Here is a 14,813-nt window from a genome sequence, read left to right on the forward strand (position 1 = left end):
GTTGCATTAGCGCGTGCTATTGCGTTGGATCCTGAAATGATTTTATATGATGAACCTTTTACGGGACAAGATCCTATCTCTATGAATGTGTTACTTAATTTAGTTAATCAGCTTAATAAAACGCTTGGTTTAACTTCTATTATTGTTACTCATGATGTAAATGAGGTATTGTCAATTGCCGATAATGTCTATGTTTTAGCGGAGAAAAAAATTATAGCGCACGGTCCCGCTAATTTGCTTTTAGAGCAAACAGACAACCCATTATTACAGCAGTTTTTACATGGACGAAGTGACGGACCTGTACCTTTTCATTTTCAGGCTGAAGATTTTATCGTAGATTTACAGAAGGTGAACAAATGATTAGCGCTTATGTGCGTTCTATAGGCCAGTTTAGTCTGGGATTTATGCAGACCGTAGGACGTAGTGGCTTAATGCTATGGCGTACTGTTTGGGGAAAACCCCACGCTAAGTTGCCTTCTTTGGTTATCGGGCAAATTTTTCAGCTTGGGATCTTATCCTTACCTATCATTTTAACAGCCGGTCTGTTTATAGGTATGGTATTAAGTCTGCAAGGTTACAATGTGTTAGTTGATTATGCTGCAGAGGAGAGTTTAGGTAGCATGGTTGCTCTTTCGCTACTACGCGAATTAGGTCCCGTTGTTACCGCTCTGCTTTTTGCCGGACGGGCTGGCTCTGCCTTAACCGCTGAGATTGGTTTGATGCAAAGTACTGAGCAGCTTGCCAGTATGGAGATGATGGCTGTTTCTCCCTTGAAAAGGGTTATTGCGCCCCGTTTTTTTGCGGGTATTGTCACTTTGCCTATGCTGACACTGTTTTTTAATGTAATTGCAATCTGGGGAGGATATTTAATTGGGGTTAGCTGGAAGGGCGTTGATGGCGGCGCTTACTGGTCGGTGATGCAAGGCAGTGTTGAATACCTGCCCGATGTCTTTAATGGCATAATAAAAAGTATGGTTTTTGCCGTTCTGATAACTTGGATCGCGCTTTATAATGGTTACTATGTTGTGCCAAACGCACAAGGTATTAGCAAGTCGACAACGCAAACTGTGGTTGTTGCATCATTATTAGTGCTGGCAATGGATTTTGTCTTAACTGTATTTATGTTTGGAAACTAACTTGTCACAGAAAAAAGTGGAATTTTTATAGTTAGGGATGTTTGTGTTTTAGTACAACAAACGAACTTTATTTTAACTGTTTTTATGTTTGGAATGTAATATGTCACAGAAAAAAGTGGAATTATGGGTCGGTGCGTTTGTTATTGCGGCAATGCTCTCTTTAGCAATATTGGCTTTTAGCGTTGCGGGCCTCTCTTTCCGAGGGGAAGGAAACAGTTATACGCTTTATGCCAGTTTTTCCAATGTGGGAGGTTTAAAAGAGAGATCACCCGTTAAGCTTGGTGGTGTAGTGGTTGGGCGCGTGGAAGATATTGGCCTAGATGTTAAAAGCTATAGGCCCTTTGTGCGTTTGGCGATGTTTGAAAACAAAGGATTTTATCCAGAAACCTCTTCTCTCTCTATTTTAACCTCGGGGTTATTAGGCGAGCAATATATCGGCATTCAACCCGGTTTTATTGACGAAGGTATCGGGATGTTAGAAGATGGTGATCGCATTGAAGATACTAAATCTGCATTGATACTGGAAGATCTTATCGGTCAATTTATCTATTCAATTAATAAGGACAACTAATGCGTACCTTAGTTAGCGTAATTATGCTGTTATTGGTGAGTGCTACAGCGCATGCTAGCGTTGATATGCACAATCCGAATCAGGTTATTCAATCAGTCTCAATTAATACTTTTGCGCGCCTCAAAGCGGATCACGATCGCCTGCAACGCGAACCAACTTATATAAAAACGGTGATTGAGGAAGAACTCATTCCCTATTTTGATTATAAGTATGCAGCGTATATGGTAATGGGCAATTATTTACAACAGACATCTGATGTACAACGTGGTGAATTTGTAGATGTATTTAAAACCTACCTGGTAAACGCATACGGGCATATATTGTTTGAATATGAACAACAGGAAGTTGAAATATTAGACTTGCCCGACTATCAGGATAAGAACATTGTTTCGATTTCGGTTAGAATTAGAGATGCGAATAATCAGTTGACGCAATTAGTCTTTAAATTACGGAAAAACCGAAAAACTGAAGAGTGGAAAGTATTTGATGTAATAGCAGAGGGGATCAGCATGTTAAATACTAAACGGTCTGAACTTTATGAGTTAATGCATAAAAAAGGGATTGATCATGTTATTAAGTTATTAGCAGAGAAAAACCGTGAGTTTTCCTCGTGACTAACACTGCCGATCACGAGACAATAGTGTTGACTGGTAACTTATTGTTAAATGAGTTGTCGGGAAAAAAATTCCCTGATATTAGCCATTATAAAAAGATAAAAACAATTAATTTACAGCAATTAATAAACACAGACTCTGCCGGCCTTGCATATTTAGCACAAATTAAAAGCCATTATTCAGATTTACGTTTTACTGGAGTCTCAGAAAAAACATTAGTCTTAGCCAATTTGTATGGGTTAAGTTTTATTTTTAAGTCGTAGGGTATTCGATGAATATTGAAATAATTAAAGAAAAATTGCAACAAGCATTAGTGCTTGATGAGTGCATCGTTAAAGGCGAAAATGGTAGCTTTCAAGTGATCGCAGTGGGGGATGTTTTTTCTGACCTCAGCCGAGTAAAAAAACAACAGATGATTTACGGGCCGTTAACCGATGAGATTGCAAGCAATGCCATTCATGCATTAACGATCAAGGCACTTACGCCTGATGAGTGGCAAAAACAAAAACATTTTATTTAGTAAGCGGAAGGATATTTTGATGGGTCAGTTTTTAATTCAAGGTGGTTGCCAATTAAAAGGGGAAGTTACTATTTCCGGCGCCAAAAATGCGGCATTACCAATTCTTTTTGCGACGATTTTATCAAAAGGGGATATTAATTTAAGTAATGTTCCTTTATTGAAAGATATATCAACAACACTTGAGCTTTTAAAAGAGTTGGGAGCAGATGTCTCACAAGATGGCCATAAAGTGTTTATCAATGCATCTGCTGTGGAAAATTACACCGCATCCTATGAGTTAGTACGCAGTATGCGCGCTTCTATTTTAGCATTGGGGCCTTTAGTTGCCCGATTTGGGAAAGCCGACATTTCATTGCCTGGCGGCTGTGCAATTGGCGCTCGTCCTGTGAATCTGCATATTCATGGATTAGAGCAGATGGGCGCAATTATTAAAGTTGAAGATGGTTTTATTAAAGCGCGTGTCAATGGTCGCTTAAAAGGCGCTCACCTATATATGGATTTAGTGAGTGTTACCGGCACTGGAAACTTGATGATGGCGGCCGCACTTGCAGAGGGCACCACCATTATTGAAAATGCTGCTAAAGAGCCGGAAATTGTTGATTTAGCTAAGTTTATTAATGGCATGGGAGGTAAGATTTCAGGCGCAGGTAACGATACCATAACCATAGAAGGCGTTGAATCTTTAGGAGATTGCAGCTATCAAGTACAGCCGGATCGTATTGAAACGGGCACATTCTTGGTTGCAGGTGTAGTCAGTGGCGGTAAGGTGAGGTGTGTTAAAACAGATCCTAGTTTATTATCTGCAGTGCTGGCGAAACTTGAAGAGGCCGGTGCATTAGTGACCACAGGCAAAGATTGGATCGAAGTGGATATGATTGGTCGTGCATTAAAATCAGTCAATATAACGACCGCACCGTATCCTGCTTTCCCGACCGATATGCAGGCACAATTTACTGTCTTAAATACAGTTGCGCCAGGTACGGGACGAATTAAAGAGAATATTTTTGAAAATCGTTTTATGCATGTCCCGGAACTACAACGGATGGGCGCAAATATTGAATTGGAAGGTAATCTGGCTATTTGCGGTGATCACGATAAATTAAGCGGTGCAAAAGTGATGGCAACGGACTTACGCGCATCAGCAAGTTTGGTTATTGCGGGATTAATTGCAGAAGGTGAAACCATTGTTGATGAGATTTATCATATTGATCGCGGTTATGAAGCGATTGAAAATAAATTAATTCCGCTTGGCGCAACCATGAAACGTATTGAAGATTAACCATAAATAATAAAGGAGAAGCGTTAAGCTTCTCCTTTCGCTCCCTTTTAGTTCCCTATACTGTTCAACTCTCCGATCACAACTTCAACCTCAATCTGCTCCCCTTTTCGTAACAGGGTAAGCTTGGTTTTGGTTCCCGGCTTAATTTCTGCCACTTTATCCATAGCTGCAATTAACGTATCAAAGGCAATACCATCAATCTTTAAGAGAATATCGTTAACTTCAATACCCGCCAGTGCGGCAGGGCCTGACTCATCTATTTTTTTTATAACTATGCTATTTTGTGCTTTTAATCCCCAAAGACGTGCAATGAGCGGATCTAAATTTTCAGCAACAATACCCAGTGAACCGCGAATGACTCGACCGTGCGCAATAAGGCTTTTCATAACCCGTTGTGAAAGTTGATAGGGAATAGCAAAACTAATGCCACTACTTGAATTCTGATTGTTACTGTAAAATTCAGAGGTGTTAATGCCAACTAACTCTCCTCGACTATTAATCAAAGCGCCGCCGGAATTACCCTCGTTGATGGCTGCATCGGTTTGCAGAAAGTCTTGGCGTCCTGAAGAACTCATACCATTTCTACCCGTTGCACTGATAATACCTTGAGTGACGGTCTGCCCTAAGTTATAGGGATTGCCAATCGCCAGAACAATATCTCCGACTTGTGGTTGGTAGAGGGGGTTTTGTGGAATAACCGGAAGATTATCCCCTGTAATTTGCAGTACCGCTAAATCAGTGACTATATCACTGCCAACAACTGATGCGGTGAACAATCGACCGTCCTGCAAGGCAATCAGAATTTGATCTGCTTTGGCTATAACGTGAAAATTGGTCAGAATATAACCTTTATTATCGATAATAATACCGGATCCCAACCCCGTAGGCTGCAGGTGTTGCTTATTATCAATACTGGAATCGAGGTATTGCTGCGAGTAAATATTCACGACTGATGGTGATGCTTTTTTTACCGCTTCACTGTAGCTGGCAACTTTTTCATCTGCTGATAAATGCATTAATGTGGTACTTAATTTAGCACCGTAGATTATTACTAAGGCAATAATAACGCCCCAGAAAATGGGTTTTAAAAGATACAAAAAAAATTCTTTAAAATTCATATTCTTAGATGTCATTATAAAAAGGAAGTGGGGATTATATACAAAATAAAGGTGCGATGGAGTTTTATTTATTGTTATCACTAGACAAAAAGCGCGCACCACACGTGGCTAAGCAGTTAGTAAGCAATAATATGAGTAGAAGAGGTGTTTGTAGTACCTGAATCAACCTATTGATGACCAGCACCATTGCCGAATAACAGGCAAAAAAAAGCACCACACAAAGGCGATGCTTGTATCATTCTAATATTTAGTTATTAAGAAATAACATGTACAGAAGAAGTGTTTGTAGTATCTGAATCAACCTATTGATGACCAGCACCATTGCCGAATAACAGGCAAAAAAAAGCAGCGAATCAACGCTGCCCTTTTATCATCTGATTATTAGTTATTAAGAAATAACATGTACAGAAGAAGTGTTTGTAGTACCTGAATCAACCTATTGATGACCAGCACCATTGCCGAATAACAGGCAAAAAAAAGCACCACACAAAGGCGATGCTTCTATCATTCTAATATTTAGTTATTAAGAAATAACATGTACAGAAGAAGTGTTTGTAGTACCTGAATCAACAAGGGCACCAGTAACCATTACTACTTTATCACCAGTAGCAACAAGGCCAAGTTCTTTAGCCATGTTCATACCAAGTTGGTAGAAATCTTCCATTGTTTTTTGCTGTTCAATTACTTTAGCTGAAACACCTTTTGTTAACGAAAGCTGTTGTGCAGTTTTTGCATTGCTTGTTAGCGCAAGGATTTTAGTAGATGGGAAGTATTTACGTAAAGAACGTGCAGACTTGCCAGCACCCGTTGCAACGATAATAAGTTTAGCATTAAGTTGCTCAGCATTCTTTACAGCACCACTACATACCGCTTCAGTGATACGTAAATCAATTTCTTTCTCAGCAGTTCTTGCAGTCATTATCTTATCTGTACGTTCACAGATAGTTGCCATTATTTCAACTGATTCTGCTGGGTATTTACCTTTAGCACTTTCGCCTGAAAGCATTACCGCATCAGTACCGTCTAAGATGGCATTTGCAACATCACCCGCTTCAGCACGTGTTGGACGAGGATTTTTGATCATTGAATCAAGCATTTGTGTCGCTGTAATAACAGGCTTACGAGCAGCATTGGCTTTTTGAATCATCATTTTTTGTGCGAAGATAACTTCTTCAACAGCAATCTCTACGCCCAGGTCACCACGTGCAACCATGATTGCATCAGAAACTGCAAGAATCTCATCAAAGTTATCAACACCTTCTTGATTTTCGATTTTAGAGATGATTTGGATCTTTTCGCCACCGTTTGCTTTTAATAGCTCGCGGATTTCTAAAACATCTTCTTTCTTACGAATGAATGACGCTGCGATGAAATCTACGTTTTGTTCACAACCAAATACTAAATCACCTTTATCTTTAGGAGAAAGAGCAGGAAGTTGAACTTTAACGCCTGGTAGGTTAACACCTTTGTTTTCGCCTAACTCGCCAGTATTCATTACTTCACAAACTACGTTTGTATCAGAGATACTTTTAACTGTCATTTCAATTAGACCGTCATCAAGTAGTACTGTATTACCTACCGATAAATCATTGGTCAGGTTTTCGTAAGTTACAGCTACGATTGTGTTATCGCCAACAATTGTTTGATCAGTACTTAATGTAAATTCTTGACCTGCAGTTAGTAATACATCATTACCGTTTACAAGTTTAACTGTACGAATTTCAGGACCTTTAGTATCGAGTAAGATAGCTACATTTTTACCGGTTTCTTGGCAAATTTCACGAATAGTTATAATACGGCCACCGTGCTCTTCAAAATCTCCGTGAGAGAAGTTAAGGCGCATTACGTTCATGCCGTTATTTACTAATTTTGTTAACATCTCTTTTGATTCTGATTTCGGACCAATCGTACAAACTATTTTTGTTTTTCTCACCGTTATTCTCCAAGGATGATTGTGTTGTATTATTACAATGTTACAGAAGTACTTTTATATACTTATTATCGATGGCGCGCATTTTACAAGAAAAAACGATAAAAAAAATGATTTCTAATCAATTTTTTTTCTGTTTTTCTATTTTTTTCTATTTTTTTGTAACTTTTTGTAATTTTTTGTAATTTTATTTCACTGATATTCAATTTAATATTAAATATAAACGTCGGTTATCACGTTGAATATTAAAAGCCAATATTTTAGGTGGCCTGTTTATCTGCTTAGTTAATTCATTTAAATTATTAACTCGCGTGCGATTAATACCAATAATAATATCGCCTTGCTGCAGGCCATAATGCTGTGCAACAGAGCCCTGTTCTACGTGCGTTACCATCACCCCTTTATCGTCCCCAGCATCAGTTAGTGTTGATCCTGCCAGTGAAGGGTGGAATGATTGAGTTTGGATCTTATGTTGCTGCGCTTCCTTCAATGTCACGGATAAGAGCGATTTTTTACCATCTTGTATTATGCCTAATGTAATCGCTTTTCCCGCACGCAGTGAACCGATTTTAGCCCGTAATTCGGCAAAAGAGGTAATTGCACTGCCATTCATGGAGACAATAACGTCACCTGCTTTTATTCCTGCTTCATCTGCCGCCGAGTCTGGGATAACCTGCTTTATAAACACGCCATGTGGCGAGTCTAAAGCAAAGGTACGGGCAAGCTCAGCGGTTAATTCTTCACCTTTGATCCCCAACATACCCCGCCGGATCTCTCCGTACTGTAATAATTGCACTGTCAAGTTATTGACCATATTAGCGGGGATGGCGAATCCGATTCCTATATTAACATCAATAGGACCTAACATGGCGCTATTAATACCGATTAATTCACCGTTTAAGTTAACTAATGCTCCTCCGGAATTGCCGCTGTTAATAGCTGCGTCGGTTTGAATATAATTTTCTAAGTTTTCATGATTAAGGCCACTGCGTCCAAGGGCGCTAATAATACCCAAGGTGACCGTTTGCCCTAGGCCGAATGGGTTGCCGATGGCAATAACAAAATCACCGACGCGTAATTTGTCGGAATTAGCAAATTTGATTTGCGTGAGTTTTTGGTCGGTTTTGATTTGTAAAAGTGCAATATCGCTTTGTTTATCCTGCCCGATAATCTGAGCTAGAAACTCTGCCCCAGATTTGAGCGTCACTTTAATCTCAGTCGCATTTTCAATAACATGATAATTGGTAATAATGTAGCCATTTTCAGCATCCACAATAACGCCAGATCCTAAGCCAATAAAAGGGTACTGGGGCTCGTCTAATTGCGCTTCTGGACTAAAAAATTGCAATAGTTCTGGTAAAATTTGCTGATGGTTACCTGATATGGAAATATTGACGACAGCGGGGCTCACTTTAGCAACCAAGGGGGCAAGGCTAGGCATACTGGAACCGGCAATCATAGATAGCGGTGCTGCAGATATATTTACTGTGAATGTCAGCAAATAGCAGGTAAAAAGAATTGAATAGATTAATTTGTTCACAAATCCCCCTCCATTTGTTGGTCATAACGGATTGTGCCGCTACCACGACTCAAGAATAGCTCTGTAAATTGAGATAAAACAGGGATTAAATGCTCATTTGTAAATAATAATTTAAAATAATGTTGAATAAACCCTAGCGCTGGGTTAAATCTTGTATCAAATTTTACCGTAATTTATATTGAGCTATTTGTGACGCCTATTTCTTTGTATCAAGCCGACTTAAAAAAATCTAACTTCTTTGCCGATCCCGCTCAGGCGAGCGCTATTGATCATTTACAACGTTTATATGCCCAATTACAAGAAAAACAGGCGTGTTCTGCAAAAAGTAATCTATTCTCACGTACAATTCAAAAAGTGCTCAGTAAACAGGAGAAAAAACAATTTTTAACTGGCTTGTATATTTATGGTGGGGTGGGGCGAGGTAAAACATATTTAATGGATCTGTTTTTTCACAGCTTACCCACGCAACGTAAATTGCGCCTCCATTTTCACCACTTTATGCGCAGAGTACATACACAGCTGAGCTTACTGGAAGGACAAGAAAATCCTTTGCAACAGATTGCCAAAACATTTGCATCGGAAACAGATCTCTTGTGTTTCGATGAGTTTTTTGTCGATGATATCGGCGATGCGATGATAGTTGCGGGTATGCTCAGCGCACTTTTTGACGAAGGGGTAATACTGGTCGCAACATCCAATATTCACCCAAATGATCTTTATCGTAACGGATTGCAGCGTGGTCGTTTTTTACCCGCCATTGAATTAATCAAAAAAAATTGCACTATTTTCAATTTAGATGGCGTGCGCGATTACCGATTAGGGCGCTTAATTGAAACTGAATTTTATCACACCCCGTTAAACAATAATGCGCGATTGCAGATTGAAATTAGTTTTGCAAACCTAGCTACAGGCGACAAAAATCACGCTCAAGAAATACTGATAAATCAGCGACAAATTAAAACGATTGCAACGAGTGCCGATACCTTACATATTGATTTTATAGAACTTTGCGGTGGCCCACGAAGTGTCTTAGATTACATTGAAATCGCTATTTTATATCGCACTATTTTAATCTCAAATGTCAGACAGATGGGGGAGGATGAAAATGACTTGGCGCGTCGTTTTATTGCCATGGTTGATGAATTCTATGAACATCATGTCGTGCTTATTATTTCTGCGGAGAGAGAAATTAAGCAACTTTATATCGGCAGCAAGTTAAGCTTTGAATTTGAGCGCTGTATTTCACGCTTGCAAGAGATGCAAAGTAAAGTCTATTTACAACAAATTCACCATAAAGAATGCACGGACTAGCTAATCCATTGAGATAATGAGGATGTAACGTTATTTATTGCAATATTAAGGTGATCTCTGTTTTGTTTTTCTGTACAATATCGCCGCCCACGTTATCCACCCCCCAAAATATTTATATGGTGGATCTGTTGTTTACGCTTGACGTATTCGAAGGGATACGAAATGGCAAATACATTTTTAATTATCAAATTCGATAATTATATTTTTTTAAATCATTAATTTGGGTATAACTTAATGAAAACTTTTGTTGCTAAACCAGCTGAAGTCAAACACGACTGGTTTGTAGTCGATGCCGAAGGTAAAACTTTAGGCCGTCTGGCTACTGAAATTGCTCTACGTTTACGTGGTAAACATAAAGCAGAATACACTCCGCATGTTGATACTGGCGATTACATTATCGTTATAAATGCAGAGAAAATTACTGTAACAGGTAATAAAGCTAAAGGTAAAATTTACTACCACCACACAGGTTTCATCGGTGGCATTAAATCAATTAGCTTTGAAGATCTTATCGTACGTGCACCTGAACGTGTTATTGAGAAAGCTGTTAAAGGTATGTTGCCAAAAGGTCCTTTGGGACGTGCAATGTACCGTAAGTTGAAAGTTTATGCTGGTACTGAGCATCAACATTCTGCACAGCAACCACAAGTTTTAGACATCTAATAGGATTAAAACAATGGCAAATCAATATTACGGCACAGGTCGTCGCAAAAGCTCAACAGCTCGCGTATTTATGAAAGCAGGTAGTGGTCAAATCACTATCAATAAACGCAATATCGATGAATATTTCGGTCGTGAAACTGCATGTATGGTTGTCCGTCAACCATTAGAACTTGTTAGTGTTAGTGACAAGTTTGACTTCAACATCACTGTTAAAGGTGGTGGTACTACAGGTCAATCAGGTGCTATCCGTTTGGGTATCACTCGTGCATTAATGCAATACGACGAAACACTTCGTTCTGAATTCCGTGGCGCTGGTTTTGTTACCCGTGATGCACGTAAAGTTGAACGTAAGAAAGTCGGTCTTCATAAAGCACGTAAACGTCCACAATTCTCAAAACGTTAATATTCGTTTCAAGAATTGCAAAAAGCCCAGTTTATACTGGGCTTTTTTTTGCCTATTTTTTAGCTTGATCTAGATAATCGTCTAATCTTAATAGTTAATTCATTCAATTCAATGGGGTGTAAAATGCTAGCAAATACCATGGTAGACAAATTAAATGAGCAAATAAATATTGAATTTTACTCATCCAATCTGTATTTACAGATGAGCGCATGGTGTGAAGATAAAGGTTTTGATGGCGCGGCGTTAATGCTCCGCCAGCATGCAACTGAAGAGATGGGGCATATGAACCGTCTCTTCACCTATGTCAGTGAAACGGGGGCCTTACCCATTTTAGGAGCTATTGAGGCTCCTCCGTATGAATTTAAATCGCTTAAAGATATCTTTACTGCAACTTATCAGCATGAATGTTTGATCACTTCAAAAATCAATGAACTCACGCATGTCGCTTTTACTACGCATGACTATTCAACTTTTAACTTTTTACAATGGTATGTTGCAGAACAGCACGAAGAAGAGAAATTATTCAAAGGTATTTTAGATAAAATAGAATTAGTCGGTGAAGACGGCAAAGCGCTTTTTTGGATTGACAAGGATCTTGCTGATATCGCAAAGAATGGCGCTAGCTCTATTATGGATACACAGTAAAAATAGAGATGATTTCTATTTCATTTGCTCATCAATCCCCTGAAAATGGGGACATTGGTAATTAAGCGTGCTTTTCTGAGACTGCTTTCGTAAAAACAATGTTAATAGCTTGTAAATTTAACCCTATTTCTTTAAAATTCACGCAATTTATGCACCAGCTAAGTTGTCAATTCAACGGATTGAAGTGCATCCCCAGTTTTATGTTTTATGGACTGCTTTATATACCACTGGTATTAGTAGCTCACAATGGAGATGGTTAAATGAGCAATGTGCCTGTTAATTCTGGCCGCCGCAAGTTTCTTACATTAACAACAGCTGTTGTTGGTGGAGTTGGAGCCGCAGCCGTTGCGGTCCCTTTCGTGAAATCTTGGAGCCCAAGTGAAAAAGCAAAAGCGGCTGGAGCCCCGGTTGCTATCGATATTAGTAAAATTGAGCCGGGTCAACTGATTAGAGTGGAATGGCGCGGTAAACCTGTTTGGATTGTCTCCCGCACACAACAAATTCTTGACGAATTAGCCACACTTAATGACCAGTTGCGCGATCCCAATTCAGACGAGCCCCAACAGCCAGAATATGCGACTAATGCGGCGCGTTCATTAAAACCCGAAATTTTTGTTGCTGTCGGTATCTGTACCCATTTAGGGTGTTCACCCACTTATCTGCCTGATTCTTTCACTGAGCAAGTTGAAGGTGTTGAATCTGGTTTTTTCTGTCCATGCCATGGTTCTAAATTTGATCTGGCGGGACGTGTTTTTCAAAATGTACCGGCACCATTAAACTTAGTGATCCCACCGCATCATTATGTGAGTGATACAAAAATCTTGATCGGCTTAGATAAGGGAGAGGTCTGATGCTTAAAAAATTGGCGGTAGGTACTATAGATTGGATTGATGCACGTATTCCAATGACGGAAACATGGAACAAACATTTAGCGCAATATCCCACACCGGTTAATTTTAACTTTTGGTACTTTTTTGGTTCACTAGCGATGCTCGTTTTAGTTAACCAAATTCTGACCGGTATTTGGTTAACCATGCATTATAACCCCTCGGCGGAAGGCGCGTTTGCATCAATAGAATATATTATGCGTGATGTTCCTTACGGCTGGTTATTACGTTATATGCACTCAACTGGCGCGTCTGCATTCTTTGTTGTTATCTATCTGCATATGTTCAGGGGCGTGATTTACGGCTCTTACCAAAAACCACGTGAGCTTATCTGGATTTTCGGTATGTTCATATTTCTTGCCTTAATGGCGGAAGCATTTATGGGTTACCTGCTTCCCTGGGGACAAATGTCGTTCTGGGGGGCTCAGGTAATAATCTCTCTGTTCGGCGCCATTCCTATCATCGGTGATGATTTGACGCTGTGGATCCGTGGTGATTATGTTATCTCTGGCGCAACATTAACGCGATTCTTCGCATTGCATGTTATTGCATTACCCTTATCGATTGTTGTTTTAGTATTTTTACATATTGTTGCCTTACATGAAGTTGGATCTAATAATCCTGACGGTATTGAAATAAAACAGAAAAAAGGGACCGCATCTAGCGAGGCAAAAGGTAAATTTACTTTCCATAAGCAGTACAGTGGTAAGAAAGATATTATTGATGCCATACCATTCCATCCTTACTTTACTGTCAAAGATATTATGGGTGTATCCGGATTCTTAATTATTTTTTGTGCGATTATCTTCTTTTTGCCAGAGGGGGGCGGCTATTTCTTAGAAGCGCCGAATTTTGAACCTGCCAATGGTTTAAAAACACCCACTCATATTGCCCCGGTTTGGTATTACACGCCATTCTATGCAATTTTACGTGCCATTCCTGATAAGTTGATCGGTGTTGTTTTCTTTGGTGGCTCGATCGTTATTCTGTTCTTCTTGCCTTGGCTGGATCGCTGCAACGTTAAGTCGATACGTTACCGCAGTTGGAAGCACAAATTGAATATTACCCAGTTCATTATCTGTTTTATTACATTAGGTGTGTTAGGTGCGTTGCCAGCAACCCCGTTACTCACGACAATTGCACAAGTTGGCACAATTGGTTACTTCTCTTTCTTTATTGCGCTTTGGCTGTATAGCAAAAATGAAAAAACGAAACCACTACCAACGAGGTTAACATTCAAATGAAAAAATTAATGATTGCCTTAGTGGCACTGTTACCAACACTGGTTTTTGCATCGGCCGACAATATACATTTAGATAAAGCCGATTATGATTTAAGCGATAAAGCATCGCTACAACGTGGTGCAAAACTATTTGTTAATTACTGTTTTGCTTGTCATTCAACCGGTTACCAGCGTTACCAGCGTGTCGCTACGGATTTGGATATCCCCGCCGATTTGATGAAAAAAAATCTTATTTTTACTAATAGTAAAATCGGTGAACTGATGGTTAATAGCATGGATACAAAAGAGGGGGCAAAATGGTTTGGTAATACGCCCCCGGATTTAACCTTGGAAGCGCGTTTGCGTGGTGCGGATTGGATTTATACTTATTTACGCTCTTTTTATAAAGATGAAACGCGCCCATTTTCTGTTAATAATCTGGTGTTTCCTGATGTTGCCATGCCGCATGTTCTTGAAGAGTTACAAGGGATCCCGACACCTATTTATGAAACGATATTGGTTGATGGCGTTGAGCATAAAAAAATTGTTGCGCTAGAAAGTAACGGAGAAGGTGAAATGTCATCCGATGAGTATGACAAAGCGGTGTTAGATCTGGTAAACTTCCTCGTATATTCCGGTGAACCTAACAAACTTGAACGACAAAGTTTAGGTGTTTGGGTCATAGGTTTTTTAATCATCTTATTTATTCTTAGCTATTTACTTAAAAAAGAATACTGGCGCGACATCCATTAATCGCCGACTTTTATATTAGCTGTTAATGAACGGCAATGGTGGTAGTTATCACCATTGCCGTTTTTGTTTTTAAGCATACACATTTTACTCACATATCAGGGGATTTTCATGGCCGTAGCCGCAAATAAACGTTCTGTAATGACACTTTTTTCAGGTGCTTCAGATCTATATAGTCATCAAACACGTATTGTCTTGGCTGAAAAGGGCGTTAATGTAGAGAT

General features: G+C 39.4%; 15 protein-coding genes and 2 pseudogenes. 14 read left to right on the top strand and 3 right to left on the bottom strand.

The features are described from left to right. The 6 genes and pseudogenes from ACJAT7_RS13935 to murA form a co-directional block, all read left to right on the top strand. Positions 1 to 360 (top strand): annotated as a pseudogene (locus ACJAT7_RS13935) (phospholipid ABC transporter ATP-binding protein MlaF); the annotation flags it as partial. After that, a complete protein-coding gene (gene mlaE, locus ACJAT7_RS13940; RefSeq protein ID WP_415227409.1) occupies positions 357 to 1,136 on the top strand; it encodes a lipid asymmetry maintenance ABC transporter permease subunit MlaE in 780 nt (259 codons plus the stop codon). The pseudogene ACJAT7_RS13935 and the gene mlaE, both read left to right, overlap by 4 nt. A 100-nt stretch (positions 1,137 to 1,236) precedes the next feature. Beyond that, positions 1,237 to 1,707, top strand: a complete 471-nt coding sequence (gene mlaD / locus ACJAT7_RS13945) for an outer membrane lipid asymmetry maintenance protein MlaD (RefSeq protein WP_415227410.1) — start codon at positions 1,237 to 1,239, stop codon at positions 1,705 to 1,707. Then, positions 1,707 to 2,321 carry an MlaC/ttg2D family ABC transporter substrate-binding protein gene (locus tag ACJAT7_RS13950; protein WP_415227411.1) on the top strand — a complete coding sequence of 205 codons (615 nt, stop codon included), beginning with the start codon at positions 1,707 to 1,709 and terminating at the stop codon, positions 2,319 to 2,321. The genes mlaD and ACJAT7_RS13950 overlap by 1 nt, the downstream gene beginning before the upstream one ends. A 271-nt stretch (positions 2,322 to 2,592) precedes the next feature. After that, entirely contained in the window at positions 2,593 to 2,841 is a 249-nt protein-coding gene (locus tag ACJAT7_RS13955) for a BolA family protein (RefSeq protein ID WP_415227412.1), read from the top strand. Between the two features lie 19 nt (positions 2,842 to 2,860). Then, complete coding sequence (gene murA / locus ACJAT7_RS13960; RefSeq protein WP_415227413.1) at positions 2,861 to 4,120, top strand: UDP-N-acetylglucosamine 1-carboxyvinyltransferase; 1,260 nt, start codon at positions 2,861 to 2,863, stop codon at positions 4,118 to 4,120. A gap of 47 nt (positions 4,121 to 4,167) precedes the next feature. Here murA and degS read toward each other — a convergent pair whose 3' ends face one another. The 3 genes from degS to ACJAT7_RS13975 form a co-directional block, all read right to left on the bottom strand. Further along, entirely contained in the window at positions 4,168 to 5,238 is a 1,071-nt protein-coding gene (degS, locus tag ACJAT7_RS13965; RefSeq protein ID WP_415227414.1) for an outer membrane-stress sensor serine endopeptidase DegS, read from the bottom strand. A gap of 523 nt (positions 5,239 to 5,761) precedes the next feature. Then, the gene (pykF, locus tag ACJAT7_RS13970) at positions 5,762 to 7,171 is read right to left on the bottom strand and encodes a pyruvate kinase PykF (RefSeq protein ID WP_415227415.1); all 1,410 of its coding nucleotides are present in this window, start codon (positions 7,169 to 7,171) and stop codon (positions 5,762 to 5,764) included. Between the two features lie 199 nt (positions 7,172 to 7,370). Next, the gene (locus tag ACJAT7_RS13975; protein ID WP_415227416.1) at positions 7,371 to 8,708 is read right to left on the bottom strand and encodes a DegQ family serine endoprotease; all 1,338 of its coding nucleotides are present in this window, start codon (positions 8,706 to 8,708) and stop codon (positions 7,371 to 7,373) included. 189 nt (positions 8,709 to 8,897) lie between these two features. Here ACJAT7_RS13975 and zapE point away from each other — a divergent pair, with 189 nt between their 5' ends. The 8 genes and pseudogenes from zapE to sspA form a co-directional block, all read left to right on the top strand. Beyond that, on the top strand, positions 8,898 to 10,019 hold the full coding sequence (zapE, locus tag ACJAT7_RS13980; RefSeq protein WP_415227417.1) for a cell division protein ZapE: 1,122 nt from the start codon (positions 8,898 to 8,900) through the stop codon (positions 10,017 to 10,019). A 234-nt stretch (positions 10,020 to 10,253) separates the two neighbouring features. Next, the gene (gene rplM, locus ACJAT7_RS13985) at positions 10,254 to 10,682 is read left to right on the top strand and encodes a 50S ribosomal protein L13 (RefSeq protein ID WP_415227418.1); all 429 of its coding nucleotides are present in this window, start codon (positions 10,254 to 10,256) and stop codon (positions 10,680 to 10,682) included. Positions 10,683 to 10,695: 13 nt separating this feature from the next. Further along, positions 10,696 to 11,085, top strand: a complete 390-nt coding sequence (gene rpsI, locus ACJAT7_RS13990; RefSeq protein WP_415227419.1) for a 30S ribosomal protein S9 — start codon at positions 10,696 to 10,698, stop codon at positions 11,083 to 11,085. A gap of 123 nt (positions 11,086 to 11,208) precedes the next feature. Next, the gene (ftnA, locus tag ACJAT7_RS13995; protein WP_415227420.1) at positions 11,209 to 11,730 is read left to right on the top strand and encodes a non-heme ferritin; all 522 of its coding nucleotides are present in this window, start codon (positions 11,209 to 11,211) and stop codon (positions 11,728 to 11,730) included. A gap of 260 nt (positions 11,731 to 11,990) precedes the next feature. Next, positions 11,991 to 12,581, top strand: a complete 591-nt coding sequence (petA, locus tag ACJAT7_RS14000; RefSeq protein ID WP_415227421.1) for a ubiquinol-cytochrome c reductase iron-sulfur subunit — start codon at positions 11,991 to 11,993, stop codon at positions 12,579 to 12,581. Next, positions 12,581 to 13,861, top strand: coding sequence for a cytochrome b (locus tag ACJAT7_RS14005; protein ID WP_415227422.1), 1,281 nt, complete (start codon positions 12,581 to 12,583; stop codon positions 13,859 to 13,861). The genes petA and ACJAT7_RS14005 overlap by 1 nt, the downstream gene beginning before the upstream one ends. Beyond that, positions 13,858 to 14,592, top strand: coding sequence for a cytochrome c1 (locus tag ACJAT7_RS14010; protein ID WP_415227423.1), 735 nt, complete (start codon positions 13,858 to 13,860; stop codon positions 14,590 to 14,592). The genes ACJAT7_RS14005 and ACJAT7_RS14010 overlap by 4 nt, the downstream gene beginning before the upstream one ends. 108 nt (positions 14,593 to 14,700) lie before the next feature. After that, positions 14,701 to 14,813, top strand: a pseudogene (sspA, locus tag ACJAT7_RS14015) (stringent starvation protein A); the annotation flags it as partial.

It is taken from the genome of Psychromonas sp. (genome assembly GCF_047632995.1).
Taxonomy (GTDB): Bacteria; Pseudomonadota; Gammaproteobacteria; order Enterobacterales; family Psychromonadaceae; genus Psychromonas.

Coding starts and splice junctions, on each gene's coding strand:
- mlaE (WP_415227409.1), top strand. CDS start 357: ATGATTAGCGCTTATGTGCGTTCTATAGGCCAGTTTAGTCTGGGATTT.
- mlaD (WP_415227410.1), top strand. CDS start 1,237: ATGTCACAGAAAAAAGTGGAATTATGGGTCGGTGCGTTTGTTATTGCG.
- ACJAT7_RS13950 (WP_415227411.1), top strand. CDS start 1,707: ATGCGTACCTTAGTTAGCGTAATTATGCTGTTATTGGTGAGTGCTACA.
- ACJAT7_RS13955 (WP_415227412.1), top strand. CDS start 2,593: ATGAATATTGAAATAATTAAAGAAAAATTGCAACAAGCATTAGTGCTT.
- murA (WP_415227413.1), top strand. CDS start 2,861: ATGGGTCAGTTTTTAATTCAAGGTGGTTGCCAATTAAAAGGGGAAGTT.
- degS (WP_415227414.1), bottom strand. CDS start 5,238: ATGAATTTTAAAGAATTTTTTTTGTATCTTTTAAAACCCATTTTCTGG.
- rplM (WP_415227418.1), top strand. CDS start 10,254: ATGAAAACTTTTGTTGCTAAACCAGCTGAAGTCAAACACGACTGGTTT.
- rpsI (WP_415227419.1), top strand. CDS start 10,696: ATGGCAAATCAATATTACGGCACAGGTCGTCGCAAAAGCTCAACAGCT.
- ftnA (WP_415227420.1), top strand. CDS start 11,209: ATGCTAGCAAATACCATGGTAGACAAATTAAATGAGCAAATAAATATT.
- petA (WP_415227421.1), top strand. CDS start 11,991: ATGAGCAATGTGCCTGTTAATTCTGGCCGCCGCAAGTTTCTTACATTA.
- ACJAT7_RS14005 (WP_415227422.1), top strand. CDS start 12,581: ATGCTTAAAAAATTGGCGGTAGGTACTATAGATTGGATTGATGCACGT.
- ACJAT7_RS14010 (WP_415227423.1), top strand. CDS start 13,858: ATGAAAAAATTAATGATTGCCTTAGTGGCACTGTTACCAACACTGGTT.